This is a genomic window from Radicibacter daui (assembly GCA_030657355.1).
GTDB classification, from domain to species: domain Bacteria; phylum Pseudomonadota; class Alphaproteobacteria; order Radicibacterales; family Radicibacteraceae; genus Radicibacter; species Radicibacter daui.
On record CP131056.1, the window covers coordinates 3,643,177 to 3,661,745 of the forward strand.

At 66.8% G+C, this 18,569-nt stretch carries 18 protein-coding genes; 7 read left to right on the forward strand and 11 right to left on the reverse strand.

Annotated elements, in window-relative coordinates; genetic code table 11:
- Nucleotides 1–16: 16 nt before the first annotated feature.
- Nucleotides 17–466 carry a GNAT family N-acetyltransferase gene (locus QTL98_RS17015; protein ID WP_445679657.1) on the forward strand — a complete coding sequence of 150 codons (450 nt, stop codon included), beginning with the start codon at nt 17–19 and terminating at the stop codon, nt 464–466.
- Here QTL98_RS17015 and QTL98_RS17020 read toward each other — a convergent pair.
- The 6 genes from QTL98_RS17020 to QTL98_RS17045 all read right to left on the reverse strand — a co-directional run bounded on the left by QTL98_RS17020 (nt 444) and on the right by QTL98_RS17045 (nt 5,905).
- A complete protein-coding gene (locus QTL98_RS17020; protein ID WP_445679658.1) occupies nt 444–1,319 on the reverse strand; it encodes a hypothetical protein in 876 nt (291 codons plus the stop codon). The two genes, QTL98_RS17015 and QTL98_RS17020, sit on opposite strands and share 23 nt — an antisense overlap.
- Complete coding sequence (locus QTL98_RS17025; RefSeq protein WP_445679659.1) at nt 1,316–1,825, reverse strand: hypothetical protein; 510 nt, start codon at nt 1,823–1,825, stop codon at nt 1,316–1,318. The genes QTL98_RS17020 and QTL98_RS17025 overlap by 4 nt, the downstream gene beginning before the upstream one ends.
- The gene (locus tag QTL98_RS17030; RefSeq protein WP_445679660.1) at nt 1,776–3,080 is read right to left on the reverse strand and encodes a replication-associated recombination protein A; all 1,305 of its coding nucleotides are present in this window, start codon (nt 3,078–3,080) and stop codon (nt 1,776–1,778) included. The genes QTL98_RS17025 and QTL98_RS17030 overlap by 50 nt, the downstream gene beginning before the upstream one ends.
- Complete coding sequence (locus QTL98_RS17035) at nt 3,077–4,540, reverse strand: Do family serine endopeptidase (protein WP_445679661.1); 1,464 nt, start codon at nt 4,538–4,540, stop codon at nt 3,077–3,079. Before QTL98_RS17035 ends, QTL98_RS17030 begins: the two co-directional genes overlap by 4 nt.
- Nucleotides 4,533–5,189 (reverse strand): MT-A70 family methyltransferase, encoded by a 657-nt coding sequence (locus QTL98_RS17040; RefSeq protein ID WP_445679662.1) that lies wholly within the window; start codon nt 5,187–5,189, stop codon nt 4,533–4,535. The genes QTL98_RS17035 and QTL98_RS17040 overlap by 8 nt, the downstream gene beginning before the upstream one ends.
- 107 nt (nt 5,190–5,296) lie before the next feature.
- Nucleotides 5,297–5,905 (reverse strand): BglII/BstYI family type II restriction endonuclease, encoded by a 609-nt coding sequence (locus QTL98_RS17045; protein WP_445679663.1) that lies wholly within the window; start codon nt 5,903–5,905, stop codon nt 5,297–5,299.
- Between the two features lie 201 nt (nt 5,906–6,106).
- Between QTL98_RS17045 and QTL98_RS17050 the strand changes: the two genes are divergently transcribed.
- Nucleotides 6,107–6,967, forward strand: a complete 861-nt coding sequence (locus tag QTL98_RS17050) for a metal-dependent phosphohydrolase (protein ID WP_445679664.1) — start codon at nt 6,107–6,109, stop codon at nt 6,965–6,967.
- Between the two features lie 6 nt (nt 6,968–6,973).
- A complete protein-coding gene (locus tag QTL98_RS17055; protein ID WP_445679665.1) occupies nt 6,974–7,246 on the forward strand; it encodes a ribbon-helix-helix domain-containing protein in 273 nt (90 codons plus the stop codon).
- Here the strand turns inward: QTL98_RS17055 and QTL98_RS17060 are convergent.
- On the reverse strand, nt 7,243–10,698 hold the full coding sequence (locus QTL98_RS17060; protein ID WP_445679666.1) for an AsmA family protein: 3,456 nt from the start codon (nt 10,696–10,698) through the stop codon (nt 7,243–7,245). The two genes, QTL98_RS17055 and QTL98_RS17060, sit on opposite strands and share 4 nt — an antisense overlap.
- Nucleotides 10,699–10,946: 248 nt before the next feature.
- Here QTL98_RS17060 and QTL98_RS17065 point away from each other — a divergent pair, with 248 nt between their 5' ends.
- On the forward strand, nt 10,947–11,144 hold the full coding sequence (locus QTL98_RS17065; RefSeq protein ID WP_445679667.1) for a DUF4169 family protein: 198 nt from the start codon (nt 10,947–10,949) through the stop codon (nt 11,142–11,144).
- Between the two features lie 56 nt (nt 11,145–11,200).
- On the opposite strand, the gene QTL98_RS17070 is transcribed toward QTL98_RS17065, so the two are convergent.
- Nucleotides 11,201–12,520, reverse strand: a complete 1,320-nt coding sequence (locus tag QTL98_RS17070; RefSeq protein ID WP_445679668.1) for an MFS transporter — start codon at nt 12,518–12,520, stop codon at nt 11,201–11,203.
- Between the two features lie 133 nt (nt 12,521–12,653).
- On the reverse strand, nt 12,654–13,607 hold the full coding sequence (locus QTL98_RS17075; protein WP_445679669.1) for a LysR substrate-binding domain-containing protein: 954 nt from the start codon (nt 13,605–13,607) through the stop codon (nt 12,654–12,656).
- A gap of 141 nt (nt 13,608–13,748) precedes the next feature.
- Between QTL98_RS17075 and QTL98_RS17080 the strand changes: the two genes are divergently transcribed.
- Both QTL98_RS17080 and QTL98_RS17085 read left to right on the forward strand, forming a co-directional pair.
- Complete coding sequence (locus tag QTL98_RS17080) at nt 13,749–14,183, forward strand: VOC family protein (protein WP_445679670.1); 435 nt, start codon at nt 13,749–13,751, stop codon at nt 14,181–14,183.
- Nucleotides 14,184–14,220: 37 nt separating this feature from the next.
- Nucleotides 14,221–15,210: a carbon-nitrogen hydrolase family protein gene (locus QTL98_RS17085; protein WP_445679671.1), complete on the forward strand. Its 990-nt coding sequence runs from the start codon at nt 14,221–14,223 to the stop codon at nt 15,208–15,210.
- On the opposite strand, the gene pdxR is transcribed toward QTL98_RS17085, so the two are convergent.
- Complete coding sequence (pdxR, locus tag QTL98_RS17090; RefSeq protein WP_445679672.1) at nt 15,200–16,681, reverse strand: MocR-like pyridoxine biosynthesis transcription factor PdxR; 1,482 nt, start codon at nt 16,679–16,681, stop codon at nt 15,200–15,202. The two genes, QTL98_RS17085 and pdxR, sit on opposite strands and share 11 nt — an antisense overlap.
- Before the next feature lie 103 nt (nt 16,682–16,784).
- Here pdxR and QTL98_RS17095 point away from each other — a divergent pair, with 103 nt between their 5' ends.
- The gene (locus tag QTL98_RS17095) at nt 16,785–17,459 is read left to right on the forward strand and encodes a pyridoxamine 5'-phosphate oxidase family protein (protein WP_445679673.1); all 675 of its coding nucleotides are present in this window, start codon (nt 16,785–16,787) and stop codon (nt 17,457–17,459) included.
- Nucleotides 17,460–17,614: 155 nt separating this feature from the next.
- Here the strand turns inward: QTL98_RS17095 and QTL98_RS17100 are convergent, their stop codons facing one another.
- Nucleotides 17,615–18,517 carry an NAD(P)/FAD-dependent oxidoreductase gene (locus QTL98_RS17100; RefSeq protein WP_445679674.1) on the reverse strand — a complete coding sequence of 301 codons (903 nt, stop codon included), beginning with the start codon at nt 18,515–18,517 and terminating at the stop codon, nt 17,615–17,617.
- Nucleotides 18,518–18,569 lie beyond the last annotated feature (52 nt).

Genomic DNA, 18,569 nt, shown 5'->3' on the forward strand with positions numbered 1-18,569 from the left:
CCGAAAGGCAGGCCCCATGACAGCGGGCGGATGCATCATCACCCCGCTGTCGGGGCCGGACGATCCCGGTTTTGCCGCGCTGCTTGCCGATTGCACAGCAGACGGCAACCGCATCGCCACGCGCTTTGCCGAGAACTGGCGCAGCGGCGCCAACCGGTTCGACCGGCCGGGGGAGCTGCTGCTTTCTGCGCATCTGGGCGGAAGACTGGCCGGTTTCTGCGGCCGCAATATTGACCCTTATGCCGGCGACCCGTCAGCAGGCCGTGTCCGGCACCTCTATGTCAGTTCGGCCAACCGCCGTCACGGCATCGGGTCAGCGCTGGTAAGGGCTGTCATAGACGGTGCCGAGCGGTATTTCCGCCACCTCAACACCCGGGCGCCAGATACGGCGTTTGCGTTCTATGAGGCGCTGGGGTTCCAGCCTGTGGCCGGCGAGGAAACCGTCACCCACCGGTTGATGCTGTAAGCCCGACGCCGAAGATCCACCCCTCGCAACGCCGTGCCAGATCATCAAGCGCCGGCGGTTGCCAGACGCCTTTGATGCCCGACAGCCAGCGCAGCCCGACGGCGGAGACCAGCGCATCGGCATCATTGTCGTCCAGCGCCTCCGGCAAGCTCTCCGGCACCCCGGCCCCCATGGCAGCCAGCACAGCCGCAAGCTGCTGCGGGCTGCGAACCTTGGCGCCGCCATGGCCGAAGCGGCGCAGGAACAGGCGCGGATAGATTTCCACCGCCAGGGACGGCGCATCCGTCCCGTCAAAGGGCCACACCCCCAGCCTGCTGCCCGAACGAACGCGCAGGCGGTGCAAAAGGCGCATGCCGGCAAGGCCGCCCATGCCCACCTGTTTCGCCCCGATGAGCTTGTAGGGACTTTCCGGCGCCCCCAGCCCGTCCGCCCGGCAGGCCATCTCCGTGGCCCGGTGCGGTTCAAGATAACCTTCAGGTCGCGGGCCGGAGCGCCAGTAGTCGTTGGCATAGTCGAGGTGGCTGACAAAGCCATGGCCGGAAAGGTCATCGCTTTCTCCGCCCAGCGCATCGATACGCGCCCAGAGGGCCGGCGCGTCCGGCAGGCCATAATGGCCGGCCCGCTCCCACGGCAGCGAAAAAGCACAGTCGATGCCGATCAGTACCCGCTCTGCGGTGACAAGCCCGGCGAGGTAGTCCAGCACCTCGCCTCGCGACCAGTGTTTGTCCGCAGGTTTCACCAGCCGGGGGGCACCGTTGCCCGGAACGGCTTCGGCAAGCGCGATGCCCCGGGCCACCCGGGCGCCTGACCAGTCGATGGCAACGAACCGGTCAAAGCGCCCGGCAGGGCTCACGAGCAGGTCTTGTAGGCGAGGGTGCCCAGAAAACTGCCGCCGATGGCGACATTCTCGCTGGCCCAGCAGGCACCGGTCGGCACGGTCGAGCCCACCGGCACGAGGATGACCTCGGCCTCGCCCGGTAGCGGCTCGGTGCCGGCGGCATGCAGGGAGGCCTTGCCGTCCCCGCCCAGCGAGCCGACACAGTCGACCTTGGCGCCGTTGGAAGCAGCGATACGCATGCCGGCGGAGCCGTGATTCATCGGCCAGGCCTTGAGGATGATGGGTGCAGGCCCCACCGGCTGGGCAAGGCAGGCGCTGATGGCAGGCTTGAGATCGGGCAGGAATTTGGCCCAGCCGGGATAGGAGGACGCACCGCCGCTGCCGGCGGCATCGCCGCCACCCGTCGTGGCACAGGCCGAAAGGGCAAGGGCCGTTACCGCAAGCAGTGCAGCAAGCCGCCGGCCCGGCGCCTTACTGGCCGCCCCCGTGCCGCTGGCCGCGCAGCCGTGCCCAATAGGCAAGCCGCTTGCTGATCTCACGTTCGAAGCCACGTTCCACAGGCTCATAAAATCGCTCCCGCTCCATCCCGTCCGGGAAGTAGTTCTGCCCCGAAAAACCATCCGGCGCATCATGGTCATAGGCGTACCCCGCACCATACCCCATATCCTTCATCATGCCGGTCGGCGCGTTAAGGATGTGTTTGGGCGGGGGCACACTGCCCGACTTTTTGGCCGAAACAGTGGCTGCCTTGTAGGCGACGTAGCCGGCGTTCGATTTCGGCGCCGTCGCCAGATATATGACGCACTGGGCGAGCGCGAGTTCCCCTTCCGGTGAGCCGAGACGTTCATAAGTGTCCCACGCCGCATTGGCGACCAGCATCGCCTGCGGATCGGCAAGGCCGATATCCTCCACTGCCATGCGCACAAGGCGCCGGGCGAGATAGGTCGGATCCTCACCGCCGGCCAGCATGCGCGCCATCCAGTAAAGCGCGGCGTCGCAGTCCGATCCGCGCACGGATTTGTGCAGGGCGGAGATGAGATTGTAGTGACTGTCCTGCTTCTTGTCGTAGACGGGCATGCGCCGCTGGATGGCGCCGGACAGGCGCTTTTCGTCCAGCAGCGGTTCGGCCGGCAGCTGGAACAGGGCTTCGGCCATGTTGAGCATGTAGCGCCCGTCACCATCCGCCATCGCCTTCAGCGCCTCGCGCGCCTCCGGCGTCAGCGGCAGCACCCGGCCCATCTCGGCTTCAGCGCGGTCCAGCAACTGGTTGAGCGCGCTATCGGTCAGCCGGTTAAGGACGAAGACCTGGCTGCGCGACAGAAGCGCGGCATTCAGCTCGAAGCTCGGATTTTCCGTCGTCGCGCCGACGAGCACGATGGTGCCGTCCTCGACATAGGGCAGAAAACCGTCCTGCTGGGATTTGTTGAAACGGTGGATCTCGTCGACGAAAAGCAGCGTGCCCTGCCCCATCGCGCGCCGTCCCCGCGCCGCCTCGAACACGCGCTTGAGGTCCGCCACGCCGGAGAAGATGGCGGAGAGCGGCTCGAAATAAAGATCGGTGGCATCGGCGAGCAGCCGCGCCATCGTCGTCTTGCCGCAACCGGGCGGGCCCCAGAGGATCATCGAGATCATGTGGCCGGTGCGCACCATGCGCCCGATCGGCCCATCCGGGCCCAGCAGGTGCCCCTGCCCCACCACTTCGGCCAGCGTACGCGGCCTCAGCCGATCAGCCAGCGGGCGCGGCGCGCCGGCATCGAAGAGGCCGACACCGCTCATCGCGTAAAGCTCATGCTGCGCATCTGCCCGTCACGGCGGATGGCGATCTGCCAGCGCCCGCCGGCCGCCGACAACGCGCGGACGAGCTGGCTGACGCTGGTGATGCGCTGGTCATTGAGGCTCACGACCATATCGCCTTCGGCAAAGCCCAGACGCCCGGCCTGGCTGCCGTCCGGCACCTCCACCAGCACCACGCCGCTGCCATCGGCATAACCCTTCTCCTGCGCCAGCGCCGGGTTGAGGTTGGCCGCGGTCGCGCCCTGCAGCGGCGTTGCGTCCTTCATCACCGTGGTGTCGCGCGGCGGGTTCTCCGGCGGGGCCTCCAGTGCCACCGCCACATCGCGCGCCTTGCCGCCCCGCAGCACATGCAGGCTCACCTGCCCGCCTATAGGCTTGGTGGCGAGGCGGAATTTCAGCGCCTGCGGATCGTCCACCGGCTTGCCATCCACTTCGGTAATCACATCGCCCTGCTGGATGCCCGCGCGCGCCGCCGGACTGCCAACGGTCACGGTATCGATGATGACGCCGGCCGGCCGGTCGATGCGCGCGGCCTCCGCCATCTCGGCGGTCACCGCCTCACCCTCCGCACCGAACCAGGGCAAGAGCAGCGGGCCGCCCTTTTCGGCCGCATGCAGCATGGTCAGCACCATTTCCGACGGGATGGCAAAGCCGATACCGAGCGAGCCGCCATCGCGGCTGTAGATGGCGCTGTTGATGCCCACCAGCTGCCCGTCCATGCCGATGAGCGCGCCGCCGGAATTGCCCGGATTTACCGCCGCATCGGTCTGGATGAAGAAGTTGAAGTCATTGACGCCCACCGTGGTGCGGGCGAGCGCGGAGACGATGCCGCTGGTGACCGTCTGCCCGACGCCGAACGGATTGCCGATGGCGAGCACCAGATCGCCCACTTCCAGACTGTCGGAGGGGCGGATAGCCAGGGTGGGGAACTTGCGCCCGCCGGTATCGAGCAGCCTCAGCACCGCAAGGTCCATATGCTTGTCGGAGCGCAGCACCTCGGCCTTGTATTCGCGCCTGTCATTCAGCACGACGCGGATTTCGTCCGCCCCGTCGATAACATGGTGGTTGGTCACCACCAGCCCGTCCTCGCGCAGGATGACGCCGGAGCCGAGCGACTGGGCCACACGCTCGCGCACGCCACCCGGAAAAGCATCGCCGAAGAAACGGCGGAAGAACGGATCGGCGGCAAAGGGGCTCGCCACCCGTTCCTTCACCGTTTTGCGGGAGAAGACATTGACCACCGCCGGGGCGGCCTTGCGCACCAGCGGCGCGAAGGAGAGCGTGATCTGCTCCCGGCTTTGCGGCACCTGGCTATTGTCTTCGGCAACGGCAGGCACGGCATGGCCCGAGACGAACAACAAGGCAGCGGCAAGGATGGCCAGCACCAGCCTTGTTCGCCCGAAACCCACCGCCGTCATTGCCCTTGCCCGAAGCTCAGCCATTGTCTCCCACCACACGGATATGCGGCGCCGGGTGGTCCCGATCCGGCGCGCCCTGATGTTCATTGCCCCACTGCCACCAGCCGGGACGGCCGTGCCGGGCGAACATTTCCAGATAGGGGCCGGGGCTGCAGCGCTCCACCACCTCATAGAACTCGTCCGGCTTGCGGCTGTGTTCGCGTTTGACGGTGGCGAGCAGGTTGGGCTCGCGCCGGCCGGCTTCCTTGGTGCGGGCATTCTTGCCGCGGGTGCCGAACAGCACGATCTCCGTCACGTTGCGGAAGTAAAAGCCCACCCCGCGCCGGTCCGGCCCGCCATCCTTGCGCACCTTGTACCAGATGTAATTGGTCTTGTAGGTGAAGCCCCAGCGTCGCATCACCTCCAGCCCCTCTGCCAGCAGGGCGTTGGGCACCCACAGATAAAGGTGGGACGTCGGCTGCGCGATCTGCGCCACCGGCAGCTCCATGATCTCGTCCATGGTCATGGTGCCATAGCGCGACAGGCGGTGGTGCTCGGGCGCCATCTTTCCCGTGCGGTTGGAAAAGCGCCAGGGCGGATCGGCCAGGATGGTGGCGAAGCGCTGCGTGCCGGCGAGCCGCAGAAGGTCGTCGCCAGCGGAAATTTCATCTGACGGCGGCAGCGGGGAAGTCATCGGCAAACCATCCTGACCAACAAGAACGACACAAAAGAACAAAAAGAGAACATAAGCTATTTCCTCCCCGCCGCAAGGCCCTGCGGCGGGAAGCTTTCACCCCTTACTCAGGCATCAACATAAACAGCCTCGCGGATGCCGAACACCGCAATGGGGCATCCGCCGCCGCCGCCGCCTTCGATGCGGGGCACCAGCTTGGACATATGGGTGGTGGAGGAGCCGTAACTGCCGCCCTTGCCCAGCCGGTCGAACAGCGACTGCAACTCGTCGCAGCGGGTGATAATCACCCCGGCATCTATGGCGCGCAGTTCGAACAGCAGGCGGAAGTTGTTGAGATCGCGGTCGAAGAACGGATCCTTGTTGTTCCACTCCACCTCAAGGGCGATGCGGTTCTTGTAACAATCCACCTTGTGGGTCGGCGTGACATGGGCCTGCCCGTCCACCACGATGCGGGTATCGAAGCCTTTTTCGACCCAGCCCAGCTGGAGGAAATGGCGGTCGAAACGGTCGGCGATAGAAGACTTGTTCTTGCCCGGCGCTTCCACCTCGGAGCGGTGCAGGCGGAAGGTACGCAGGACGGTCTGGATATCCATCCACTCACGCGGATAGGCCGCGCTCAGCACGGCAAAAGCATTGCGCCACTCGTAAACCTCGTACATTTCCGCAAGATCGCGCGGCACGAGCGGGCTGACCGAATCGCGGTAGAACAAATCCATTGGCTGGCAGGGTCCTGATATTCAAGCAAGAACGGGATTTGGAGCGGTCAGCCACAGCCCCGCCCCGTTGCGCCACCATAGACGCGCGGCGTCATGCTTCAAGTGGCGCTCGCTCCGGTGCTCGGATACTCTTGGCATCGACCTCGCCCTTTTCGCACGCCGGCGGCCCTTGCGCCTCGCCCGGCCATCCAGCGGAGCTTCATGTCGCAGGGAATATTCCATCCGGCCGGCGCCACCATCACAGCCGTGATCGAGCGGCTGGAAGAAAACTATGCCGAACTGTTCGGCCAGAGGGATGACGGCCCCATTGCCATTCTGGGGGCGGTTGCCCGCAACGCCCTTTTCGCCATCGCCGATACCAACTGCGCCTATCACGATCTCAGCCACACCATCATGGTGACCGAGGTGGGGCAGGAGATCCTGCGCTGCCGCCAGCTGTCTGGCGCGCGCGTGACCAGCGATGACTGGTTGCACATGGTCTGCGCCATGCTGTGCCATGATGTGGGTTATGTGCGCGGCATCTGCCGCGGCGACCGCGACAACACCTATGTCACCGGCACCGGCGGCGAGACCGTGACCCTGCTGCCGACAGCCACCGACGCCGCGCTCACCCCCTGGCATGTCGACCGCGGCAAGATCTTCGTTCATGAGCGCCTTGCCGCCTACAGCCCGCTCGATATCGACCGCATTGCCGCTGCCATCGAGCGCACGCGTTTTCCCGTACCGCCGGGCAGCAGCCATGCCCCGACGGACGATCTGCCGGGCATGGTGCGCGCCGCCGACCTGATCGGCCAGTTGGCGGACCTTGATTACCTGCACAAGATCGAGGGCCTGTTCCGCGAGTTCGAGGAGACGGGCACCAACCGCGCCAAGGGCAACCGCAATGCTTCCGAGCTGCGCCGCGCCTATCCCGCTTTCTTCTGGAACACGGCGCTGCCGCTGATCGAGCCGGCACTGGAGCTGCTGCCCGCCACCCGCGAGGGGCGACAGTGGATTGCCAACCTCTATGCCAATGTCTTTGCCATCGAGCATGACATGCCGGGCCTAGGCCCCACGCACTGAACTGCCATGACCGATATCCCGACCCCGGCGGAAATCGCCGCCGCCGATGATGGCAGCATCGTCAAACATTCGGTCAACATCGCCGGGCACCGCACCAGCATTTCGCTGGAAGCGCCGTTCTGGGCGGCGCTGCGCGCGATTGCCGATGCCGATGGTACCAGCATCGCCGCCATCATCACCGAGATCGACGCCAACCGGCGCGGCAACCTTTCCAGCGCGCTCCGGGTCTATGTGCTGGCGCGGGTGCAGCTTGGCTTGCCGGCGGACGAGACGGCTTAGCCGCCCGTCCCGCCGCCCAGCGATTTCAGGATGTCGTTGATGAATTGCTGCGTGCTCGGCTGCTGCTGACGTGCCTTTTCAGCGGCCGCTTTTTCTGCCGCAGCCTTGTCTGCAGCTGCCTTGTCGGCTGCGGCTTTCTCCGCCGCCGCTTTCTCGGCCGCGGCCTTTTCTGCGGCGGCCTTCTCGGCGGCCGCTTTCTCCGCAGCAGCCTTCTCTGCCGCGGCCTGGGCGGCAGCCGCATCCGCCGCTGCCTTTTCTGCTGCCGCTTTTTCGGCGGCGGCCTTTTCCGCTGCTGCCTGCTCCGCCGCGGCTTTCTCCGCAGCAGCCTTCTCGGCAGCCGCTTTGTCTGCCGCCGCCTTCTCCGCCGCTGCACGGGCGGCGGCATCGGCATTGGCGCGGCTCACGATGTCGGAGACATCGACCGCCGGCAGCAGATTGTCGAGCGGGCCGGAAACCCCGATCCGGGCCGGCGGCACCGCGGCATTGGTGATGCTGAACGGCCCGGCCAGCACCACCTGCCATTGTGGCAGGTTGACCGTGCCGGTGAGCTTGCCGCTGCCGGCAGGCAGGCTGAGCGCTACATCGTCAAGGCGGGCAACCCCGCCCTCAAGCGTGAAGCTGCCCTTGAAGCTGGAGAAGGGCGTCTTGCCGCCGGCCTGAGCCGCCTTGGCCAGTGCCTCCGGCCCGCCGGGATTGCCGATCTTCACCGCCGCTGCGGCCACGGCATTCAGGTCGATGCCGGCGAGCTGGCCGCTGGTCAGGGCGAAATCACCGCTGCCGGTGAGGGAGGAGATCAGCGCATTTCGGCTTGCCCCGCTGGCGCTCACATCGAAGGAATAATCGAGCAGACCTTCACCCACCGGGGTGATCTTGCCATCCTCCAGCACCGCGCCGAGACCGCCGCCCTTGAGCGTCAGCGCTGCTTTTACCTCACCGCCCTGCCCGCCCGGCGCTGCCGTCACCCGGCCGGAGCCGGAGAGTTTGCCGCGGAAGGCATCGCCATTCAGCGAGGACACGGTCAGCGCGCCATCTTCCAGCGCCGCCTCCACCGTGGCATTGCCAAGATCGAATGCGCCCCAGGTAAGGCCGCGCAGCTTGAGTTTGAAGGTGCCGTCGATCGCGTGCAGCAGGGACCAGTCGAGCGCGGCGTCCGACCATGCGGCGCTGCCGCCGGGCAGCGGCAAGGCGGCGACCCTGGGCGGGCCGGCGAGGAAACGGTCGACCAGAATATCGCCGGTCTGCAGATCGGCAGTTACCACCGGCCGGTCCTTGTTGGTGTCGACCGCAAGGTTGCCGACGACGGGAATGCCGCCCACCTGCCCCTGGATGCCGGAGAGCTGCAACTTGCCGTCGCCGCCCTTGCCCTCGGCATAAAGATCGAGGTCCCCCAGATCGTCCGGCAGGCGGGTTGCCGGCAGCAGCAATGCCAGCGCATTGGCAAAGGAGGCCTGCTTGACCCGGGCCTTGAAGGCATAGGCGGGGCGTGAGGAGAGATTGCTCACGCTGCCGGCGGCCTCGGCGGAAAAACCGCCGCCATGGCCGGAAAGGCCAAGCTGCAGGGCATCGTGCTCACCCGCCACCGTCAGCTTCGCATCCACATCGGCAAAAGCCCGCGACTTGGCGCCGGGATCGAAACCAAAGCTGCGCAGCAACGGCGCGGCATCGGCCGCCTTGACGGCAAGGGTGAGATCGAGCCCGGAAAGCGGCTTCAGCCCCCCGACCCGGCCCGCCAGCGTCAGCGCACTGCCGGAAACATCGGACGCAGAGAAATCGCGCAGCGCCAGAGCGCCCTGGCTCAGTGTGGCATCCAGATGCACGCCGTCATAATTGACGCCGCCCGCTGCCAGCTCGCCGATGCGGGCGGAGACATTCATGTCGGCAAGGCCGGCAAGATCGCCAAGGCGCTGCGGCAGTACCAGCAGGGCACTGCCCTTCGCCTCCCCGGCAGGAACCGGAAAATAGGCATCGAGATTGATCCGGTCGGCATCAAGGCGCGCGCCGATACCGGGGCGCCCGCCCTCGCCGGCCGCGGCGGCATAGGTGAGCGCGCCGGTGAGCCGTCCGGTATCGAGGCCGAGATTGATGTCGCCGGCGGTGAAGTGATCCGGCGTGCCGGTGAGGTGTGTGGAAAGATCAAGCTTGCGCAGCCGGTCGGCCGGCACTGCGCCCGCATCGTAACCAAGCCAGGTGAGCGTGGTGCGCAGATCATCGGCGTTGGCGGTCAGCTGCAAATCGCCCTGAAGCCCGTCCCCGCCGGGCTTCACAGTACCCGCCAGCTGGAACTGGGCGCCGCCCGGCAGCAGCGCGCTTGCCCGCTCAACGGCGAGCGAGCCATCAGCGGCGAAGGAGGCGCCGAAATGCACATCGCGCATCGGCGCATCGCGCCACTCCGCCGCTTCCACGGAAAGATCGAGGCTGCCGGTCAGGCCGGAGGGCAGCGGCACCCCGCTCTTCCAGTCCAGCCAGGGCGCCACCTCCACCCGGCTCAGCGCCAGCGCCACATCAAGGCGCGGCACATCGCCGAAACCGTAGGAAACTGCACCGGTCGCCCGCATGGCATCGCCGAGGCTGAACTCGACATTGTTGGTTTCGATACCGCTGGCGGTCACCGCCAGCTGGCCGCGGCCCTGAAAGTTTCCGGCAACCGGCGCCGGCAGATCCTCTGCGCCGGTAAGCGCCAGCAGATCGGCAAGGCTGCCGCCCTGGCCGCGCAGTTCGCCCTGCAGCAGCGTATCGCCCTTGGGGAAAAACAGGCCCTGATAGGAAAAGTCGCCGGCGATATTGCCCTGCTCATCCTTCACCTGCGTGCGCAGCCGGATGGGCCAGACGCCGGTGGTGGCGCGGTGGGCGGCGCCCATATCCACCAGCAGGTCCAGCGGATGCGGGGTCACGCCATAGGCCGTCATGGTGCCCTTGGCGGTCAGCGGCCCCTCCAGCGACTGGGCCGCGATACGCATGTTGATCTTTTCCAGCCGGCGCTCGACGCCCTGGCGCTGGTCGCGCCAGATGAGCGTGCCGTTGCTGATGGTCACGTCGCGGATCTGCATGCCCGGCAGCGAACGCTGGCCCATCTGCCAGCTCACCTGTCCATCGGCCAGCACCTCCAGCACCAGACGCGGGGATACCAGCGTCACGCTCTCCACCTCGATACGGCCGGAGAAGAGCGGCGCCATCGCCAGCTTTACCTCAAGCGTGTCGAGGCTGAGGAAATCCTGCTCGGCCGCCCCTTCGGGATTGGCGATGTGGGCATTGCTGACATAAAGCACCGGGGACGGCAGGAAAGAAAATCTGAGTTCGCCATCAAGGCTCACCTGCCGGCCCGTCGCAGCGCTCAGTTGCTGGGCCAGCGTGTCGCGGTAACTCGACCAGTCGACAAAACCGGGAATGATCAGGGCGGCACCCAGTGCCAGCGCGATCAACACCACAAAGGCAAGCAGCAGGTTCTTGATCACGCGCGCACTTCCGTTGCCGTCGTCAGGTTCTTCCCCTTGCGGGCGACCCCGGGCCCCCTCAGGCCTCGTTGCCGCAGGGGTGATTTTGAGAACCACCCCCGGCCGGTATTTTCCATTTGTAGCGAAGGCGTTGCTGCCATGCAAAGCGCTATGCGAAAGGCTATGAGACGTGACTAGGAGAGGCGTGTCATGCTGGGCTACACTGTTGTGACAGCCGGTGATGCACCGGGCTTGTTAGGGAGCGGGCTATGGGAGACGTGGTCAACCTGAACCAGTTCCGCAAGGAACGCGAACGCCGCCGCAAGATTGCGCAGGCCTCCATGAACCGTGAGAAATTTGGCCGCACCAAGGCTGAAAAACAGGCCGACCGCGAGGAACAGACCCGCACGGAACGCAGCCTGGATGGTGCCAAGCTTACCACGCCGGAAGACGAAACCGCGCGGTAGGACAGCCCTTTTCAAAGGGTGTCGCGGGCGAGGCGGCCAGGCGCCCCGCCCGGCCCTTAGCCTTCAACTTCCAGCGCCGTTCCTTCCACCCCGTCTGCGGCGATCGACCGCGGCGTGGCCAGTTCGTGGCCCAGCCAGCGCAGCACGGCAAGCGTCAATACCAGCGAGAGAACGGTGGCGATGGCGCCGAAGAGAAACGGCACCCCGGCCAGCAGTGTGCCCGCCGCCCCCACGGTGTAGCGGGCAAAAAGCGGCGAGCCGATGAAGGGGGAGATTGCAAAGACAAGGCTCTGGAGCCCCATGAGCGCTCCCATGATCGCCCCCTGCTGCCCGGCGGCGGCGCTACGCGAGATGATGCTTTGCAGCGTCGGCCCCGCAACCCCGCCCAGCCCGAACGGGATGAGGCTGAGCGCAAAGGGCAGGCTTGCCGGCGAAAAGGCAAAACCGAAATAGGCCAGCGCCGTCAGCACGCCGCCCAGCACCATCGTGCGCGCCTCCCCCAGCCATCTGACCGACGGACCAACCAGCGCGCCCTGCGCAATCGCCACCAGAAGCCCGATGGCGGCCAGAGACAGGCCGTTGGCCGTGGCGGTCCAGCCGAACCGCTCGCCGGTATAAAGCACCCAGATTGCCTGCAGCACGCCCATGCCGAACACGCCCAGCATGGAGCCCATGGCAAGGCCCAGCGTCAGCCGGCGCTGGAACAGTACCGCAAATGCCGCCAGCGGATTGCACGAGCGCCAGGAAAAGGGTTGCCGTGCGGCCCGCGGCAGCGATTCCGGCAGGACGAAGAGGCCATAGATCAGATTGAGGCCGGCCAACACGGCGCCGACCACGAAAGGCAGGCGCAGGCCATAATCCCCAAGCGGACCGCCGATTGCCGGGCCGATGATGAAGCTGATGCCGAAGGCCGCGCCGATGAGGCCGAAATTGCGCGCCCGCCGCTCCGGCGGCGTGATGTCCGCCATATAGGCGCTCGCGGTAGCAAAATTCGCCGCGCAGAAACCGGCAACGAGCCGGCCGGCCAGATACCAGAAAAGTGACGGCGCAAAGACCAGCGCCAGCTGGTTGATGCCGAGCCCGAAGACGGACAGCAGGATGATCGGCCGCCGCCCGAACCGGTCGCTGAGCGCACCCAGAAAAGGTGCGCCGACGAACTGGAGCAGCGAAAACCCGCTAAAGGAAAAGCCCACCCACCAGGCTGCCGAAGCCACATCGCCGCCGGTGAACTGCTTGACCAGCTCCGGCATTACTGGCGCGGAGATGCCCATCACCAGCATGTCGAGAAAGACGGTCACGAGGATGAAAGGCAGCGCCGCCGCCGGGCGGCCACGGCCTTTTTGTGGGGAAGAAAGCGGGCTGGAAGGGCCGGACATCGGCGCACCTTTTTATACGGGTATTAATGCAAAAGTGAGATGCACCAGAAACTTGCCCGGATCCACTTTTTCAATTTTACCCGTATAAAATATCTGAAAACTGTTGCCGGACCACCACAGACATCAAGAGCCGCTAGGCTGCCGCCGACGCCACCAGATAACGGCCGAGAGCCCCGACCGCAGGGCGGGCGAGCGCCGCCTCGCTTGCCACCAGCGCGTAACTCGCGCCGGTTTTCCAGCCCGTGCCCGGCAGCAATTCCAGCAGTGCCCCGGCAGCCAGCTCTGCTGCCACGATCAACCGGGGCAGAAGCCCGACACCGAGACCTGCCTTGGCCGCCTCCATCACCATGAAGAAATGCTCCAGCCGCAATTGTGCCGGCCTCGCGATGGCTGCGCGCCGCCGCTCCGGTGCCACGCCCTGCCTCTCCGCCCAGCCGGCCCACGCCCCGGCGCGGGTAGTGTGCTCGATCCGCGGCAGTGCCAGCAACGCTTCGGCGTCGGCAGGTGGCCCCTTCGCCACCAGAGCCGGGGCGGCAACCGCTACCAGCTCTTCCAGCGCCAGCGTGGTCGCCGTCAGGCCGCGCCAGCCGCCATGCCCCCAGGTGATGACGAGGTCGAGCGCGGCAGGATCCCAGCGCACCGGGTCCTTGTGTGCGGCAGTAAAATCCGCATCGATCGTTACCAGCTCCACCGCCACTTCCGGGTGGGCGGCCAGAAAACCACCGAGCCGCGGGGCCAGCCAGAAGGCGCCGACCGACGGCAGCGCCCCCACCCGCACCACGCCCTGCGCCCGCCCGCCCAGCGCATGCCGCGCCCCTTCTACAAGGCCAAGGGCAGCCCGCGCCGTCGCCGCCAGCCGCTCCCCGGCTGCCGTAATCACCAGCCGGCGCCCCTGGCGGGAAAACAGCACCGTCCCCAGCCCCTGTTCCAGATGCTGGATACGGCGCGAAAGGGCACTTTGCGTCAGGCCCAGCTCGCGGGCAGCCGCCGTCAGGTTGCCATGTCGGGCCGCCGCCTCGAACAGCGGCAAGGCCGAGAGCAGCTGGGCATCCGGCAGGCTGCCGGCGTTGAAGTCAGGATCGGGCATGGTTCAGGACGGCCGTTTCAAAGGACATTTCCATGAGTTTAACTCATGTATGATTGCGCCGTCACCGGCTGGGCGTGGCACTGCGGTCAGCTTATGATCCGGTTTCGCGAAATTTCGCCCCCGCTTTCTGGAGCTTTCCCCATGTCCGGCACCCGCCCGTTCCATCTTGCCTTTCCGGTGACCGACCTTGACGAGACCCGCCAGTTCTATGGCGAGACGCTTGGCTGCCAGATCGGCCGCGAGAGCCCGGGCCACTGGGTGGATTTTTCGCTCTACGGGCATCAACTCTCCGCCCATCTGCGCCCGCAAAGCACCGTGCAGGCCGCAAGCCTCGGCCAGGTGGATGGCGACGCAGTGCCGATCCCGCATTTCGGCGTCATCGTGACCATGGAGCAGTGGAAAGACCTCGCCGCCCGGCTGGAAGCGAACCCGGAAACGCGCTGGGGCATGAAGCCCAAGACCCGTTTTGTCGGCGAGCCCGGCGAGCAGGCGACGCTGTTCTTCTTCGACCCCTCGGGCAATGCGCTGGAATTCAAGGCTTTTGCCGACGACAGCGGTATCTTCCAGACCGCCTGACCTGAGAGCAAAGCCCATAAAAGCGGAAGAAACACCCATGGACATTATCACCGCCGCCCCGGCGAGCGACATCCGGCCGGAAGACAGGCTGACCCTTGCCATGGTGCAGATGGCGCCGGTGTGGCTGAAGCGGGAAGCGACGCTCGACAAGATGATCGCCGCCCTGCGTCAGGCCGCCGATGCCGGGGCTGAACTGGTGTGTTTCGGCGAGGCGCTGGTGCCGGGTTACCCGTTCTGGATCGAGCGCACCGACGGCGCCCGCTTTAACGATCCGAAGCAGAAGGCGATCTATGCCCGTTACCTCGATCAGGGCGTGATGATCGAGCGCGGCGATCTGGACGGGATTTGTGCTGCCGCGCGTGAGCGGGGCGTTGCGGTTTATCTCGGCTGTATGGAGCGGGCGCCTGACCGCGGCGGCCACAGCCTTTATTGCACGCTCGTCTATATTGACCGGCAGGGCACCATCGGCTCCGTGCACCGCAAGCTGCACCCGACCTATGAGGAGCGGCTTGCCTGGGCCACCGGCGACGGGCACGGGCTCAAGGTGCATGAGCTGGGGCCGTTCCGCGTCGGCGGGCTCAACTGCTACGAAAACTGGATGCCGCTTTCCCGCGCCGCGCTTTATGCGCAGGGCGAGAGCCTGCATGTCTCCGTCTGGCCCGGCGGCCTGCACAACACCGAAGACCTGCCGCGTTTCATTGCCAAAGAAGCCCGCAGTTATGTTGTTGCCGTCTGCGGCCTGATGCGACCGGAAGACTTCCCCGAGGACACGCTGGAACTGGCCGAAATCCTGGCAAGCAGCGGCCCGTTCCTCGCCAATGGCGGCAGCGCCCTGACGGCGCCGGACGGCAGCTGGGTGGTGGAGCCGGTGGTGGGCAAGGAAGCCATCCTCCTGGCCACGCTCGATGCCGGCAAGGTGCGCGGCGAACGCCAGAACCTCGACTTTGCCGGCCACTACGCCCGGCCGGATGTCACCCGCCTGGTGGTGGACCGCCGCCGGCAGGGCATTGCCGAATTCATCGACTGACGGCGAAGGCCGGGTCTTTCAGAAGCCCGGCCAGCGTCCCGGCAAACCGCTCCGCCAGAGCGGGGGTGACAGCGCCAAAGCCGATCAGCAGGCCGGGCACGCTGGGGCCGAGATAATAGGCGGAAAGGGCGGGCACACTGTAGCCCCTGGCGGCCAGCGCCCGCGACAGGGCAAAATCATCCGTGCCGGCTGGCAGGTTGAGGGCAATCTGCAATCCGCCGGTCGGCGGCTCAATCCCGGCACCCGGGCCCAGATGGCGCCCCAGCGCCGCCACCAGCATCTGGCAGCGCTCCTCATAAGAGCGGGCGATGCGGCGCAGATGGGCGCGGTAATGCCCGGCATCGATAAAATCGGCGAGCGCGGCCTGCGCATGCACATTGGCAAGCGCCCCGAGGTTACGCAGCGCAAGGCGCAGCGGCCCGGCCAGCGGCCCCGGCACGGCCATATAGGCAAGGCGCAGGCCCGGCAGCAGGCTCTTGGCACTGGTGGCGAGATAGATCACCTCCCCCGCCTGCCCCAGCCCCTGCAAGGCGGCCAGCGGCCGCCCGCGCCACAGAAACTCGCTGTCATAATCATCTTCCACTACCACCGCGCCCAGCCGCCGTGCTGCCTCAAGCAGGGCGAGCCGGCGCGGCAGCGTCATGCGCACGCCGGTGGGATATTGATGCGAGGGGGTGAGGTAGATGAGGCGCGGCGGCGCTTCCCGCCCCTCGGCAACAGCCGCTTCCAGCGCGGCAGGATTGGCGCCTTCACTATCGACGGGCAGGGGCCGCAGGGTGAGCCCGGCGGCGGTAAAGGCAGCGCGGGCGCCGAGATAACCCGGCTCCTCCATCCACACCGTCTCGCCCGGCTCGGCCAGCGACAGGGCGATCAGCGCCAGCGCGGCCTGCGAGCTGCCGGTAACGATGATCTGCCCTTCCTCAGCCACCACGCCGCGCTCGGCCGCCAGATAGCGCGCCAGCACCTGCCGCAGCACCGGCAAACCTTCAAAATGATCATAGACCGCCTGCCGCCCCACCACGCTGCGGGCCGCCCGGCGCAGTGACCGCGCCCAGAGATCACGCGGAAACAGCGCCTCATCCGGCACGCCCGGTTGCAACAGCCCGTCGGGGCGGGAATAGGCGGCGGCGCGGACATTGGCGGAGAGGGCAAGGCCCCGCGTAGACAACAGCGGCGCCTTTCCGGTTGCCGGTGGCGGCACACCCACCGCCTTCTGTGGCTCCCCCGTGCCCGGCAGGATGGCCGGCGCCGCCCCGGCTTTGACCGACACCACCCCCTCCGCCCGCAACAGCTCATAAGCGGCGTTGACGGTGTTGCGCGAAACCTCCAGTTCCGCCGCCAGTGCGCGGGAGGATGGCAGCCGGCCCGCCTTGCCAAAATGGCCGGAACGGATGGCGCCCAGCAGCTGGCGGTAAATCTGCTCCGGCAGCGGGGCCGCACCGTCCCTCTCCAGCTGCAGATAACTGGGCATCAACTGGTACTCCAGAATTTTCAAAAGCTGATCTTCTATGAGGCCAGATGAGACGGCAGAGTGCGGGCAACAGCAAGCCCCTTTGTTCGCCGGACCTTAAGCCATGAAGCCCAGCCGCCCCGACCTGCCCGCCTTCGCCATTGCCCGCCAGGGCAAGCGCGCCGCCTATGACGCGGCCACCATCCACGCCATCCTCGACCAGGCACTGGTCGGGCATGTGGGGTTTGTGAGTGAAGGCCGTCCGATGGTGATCCCCATGGCTTTCGCCCGCGATCCGCAGGCCGAAGGTGGCCGGCTCTATATCCACGGCGCCAGCACCACCCGCATCGTCAAAGGCTTCAAGGAAGGCGATCCGGTGTGCCTGACGGTCACGCTGGTGGATGGCATCGTCGCCGCCCGCTCCGCCTTCCACCACTCGGTCAATTACCGCTCCGCCGTGGTGCATGGCAGCGCCCGGCTGGTGACGGATGCCGACGAACATGCCCATGCCCTGACCCTCATCACCGAGCATCTGCTGCCCGGCCGCTGGGACGAGGTGCGCCCGATGCTGGCCAAGGAAGAAAAGGCCACCGGCGTGCTGGCGCTGGAGATCGAGGCAGCTTCCGCCAAGATACGCCAGGGCCCGCCGGTGGATGATGACGAGGATTACGCCCTGCCGATCTGGGCGGGCGTGGTGCCCGTCACCACCGCCCTCGGCCTGCCCGTCGGCGATGGCCGCACGCCGGGCGAAGTGCCGCCTCCGGCGTCAATCCTCAAGGCTCGGCAGAAGTTTGCCTGACCCATCCTCCCCTGCCGAGAGGCGGGGGAGGTGCCCGCATCGCGGGCGGAGGGGGATGTGGGCCGGCGATCACGCTCCGACAGTGCCTGATGGAGAAGCCCACACCCTCACCCGGCCCTTCGGGCCACCCTCTCCCCTCCGGTGGAGAGGGAAGACTATCCCCAGATCAGCGACCGGTGCGCACAAACCCCTGCAAAAGCCCCGGCCGCCGCGGCCAGCGGCGCGCTGTGCATTGTCTGCGCGATATCACCGGCCGCAAAGACGCCCGGTATGCTGGTCTCCTTCATCTCGTTGACCCGGAGATAAGGCCCCATCGGCGCCTCGTCGAAGACGCAGCCGAGCTGCTCCGCCAACGGCGAGGCCGGGCTTACCTGCGGGGCGACGAACAGACCGCCCAGCGCCGCCACCCGACCGTCCGCAAGCCGCACAGCCTCCAGCCCCGGCGCCGGGCCCAGCAACTCCACCACCGGGGAGCGCTCGACGCTCACGCCGCGCGCCGCAAACAGGGCCGCGCTTTCTGCGTCCGGCTCCACCTTGCCTTGCGTGAAGAAGGTGGCCGGCCCCCAGTCTGCTGCCAGAACGGCCCCGTGCAGCGAATGCACGCCCACACCCAGCACGCCGAGTGGCCCGGGCGGGAGTTCGTAACCGTGGCAGTAAGGGCAATGCACGACAGACTGGCCCCAGCGTTCGGCAAGGCCCGGCAGCCCGGGCAGCGTGTCCTTCACGCCGGTTGCCAGCACCAGCCGGCGGGCCGTGACTTCGCTGCCGTCCGCCAGGGCAATGGTGAAGGCGTCCTTCTGTCCGCTCGTCCGCACTGCCTCTCCTTTAAAGAGGGTTGCCGTGGGGTAGAGCATGAACTGGCGCTGCGCCTCTTCCATCGCGTCCAGCGGCGCCTTGCCGTCATGCCCGTAAAAATTATGCGCCCCGTGGGAGAAGCGGTTGCGCGGTTTGCCCGCATCCACCATCAGCACCCGCCGCCGTGCCCGGGCCAGCGGCAGCGCCGCCGACACCCCGGCGAAATTGCCGCCAATCACCACCACGTCGAATTTTTCACCCATGCCCTCTCCTCTGGCGCCACAGCACCACCACGTATCATTGATAGTTACATGA

Excerpts from the sequence above, each read along its gene's own strand:
- QTL98_RS17015 (WP_445679657.1), top strand. The coding sequence starts at position 17 with ATGACAGCGGGCGGATGCATCATCACCCCGCTGTCGGGGCCGGACGAT.
- QTL98_RS17030 (WP_445679660.1), bottom strand. The coding sequence starts at position 3,080 with ATGAGCGGTGTCGGCCTCTTCGATGCCGGCGCGCCGCGCCCGCTGGCT.
- QTL98_RS17035 (WP_445679661.1), bottom strand. The coding sequence starts at position 4,540 with ATGGCTGAGCTTCGGGCAAGGGCAATGACGGCGGTGGGTTTCGGGCGA.
- QTL98_RS17040 (WP_445679662.1), bottom strand. The coding sequence starts at position 5,189 with ATGACTTCCCCGCTGCCGCCGTCAGATGAAATTTCCGCTGGCGACGAC.
- QTL98_RS17045 (WP_445679663.1), bottom strand. The coding sequence starts at position 5,905 with ATGGATTTGTTCTACCGCGATTCGGTCAGCCCGCTCGTGCCGCGCGAT.
- QTL98_RS17050 (WP_445679664.1), top strand. The coding sequence starts at position 6,107 with ATGTCGCAGGGAATATTCCATCCGGCCGGCGCCACCATCACAGCCGTG.
- QTL98_RS17055 (WP_445679665.1), top strand. The coding sequence starts at position 6,974 with ATGACCGATATCCCGACCCCGGCGGAAATCGCCGCCGCCGATGATGGC.
- QTL98_RS17065 (WP_445679667.1), top strand. The coding sequence starts at position 10,947 with ATGGGAGACGTGGTCAACCTGAACCAGTTCCGCAAGGAACGCGAACGC.
- QTL98_RS17070 (WP_445679668.1), bottom strand. The coding sequence starts at position 12,520 with ATGTCCGGCCCTTCCAGCCCGCTTTCTTCCCCACAAAAAGGCCGTGGC.
- QTL98_RS17075 (WP_445679669.1), bottom strand. The coding sequence starts at position 13,607 with ATGCCCGATCCTGACTTCAACGCCGGCAGCCTGCCGGATGCCCAGCTG.
- QTL98_RS17080 (WP_445679670.1), top strand. The coding sequence starts at position 13,749 with ATGTCCGGCACCCGCCCGTTCCATCTTGCCTTTCCGGTGACCGACCTT.
- QTL98_RS17085 (WP_445679671.1), top strand. The coding sequence starts at position 14,221 with ATGGACATTATCACCGCCGCCCCGGCGAGCGACATCCGGCCGGAAGAC.
- pdxR (WP_445679672.1), bottom strand. The coding sequence starts at position 16,681 with ATGCCCAGTTATCTGCAGCTGGAGAGGGACGGTGCGGCCCCGCTGCCG.
- QTL98_RS17095 (WP_445679673.1), top strand. The coding sequence starts at position 16,785 with ATGAAGCCCAGCCGCCCCGACCTGCCCGCCTTCGCCATTGCCCGCCAG.
- QTL98_RS17100 (WP_445679674.1), bottom strand. The coding sequence starts at position 18,517 with ATGGGTGAAAAATTCGACGTGGTGGTGATTGGCGGCAATTTCGCCGGG.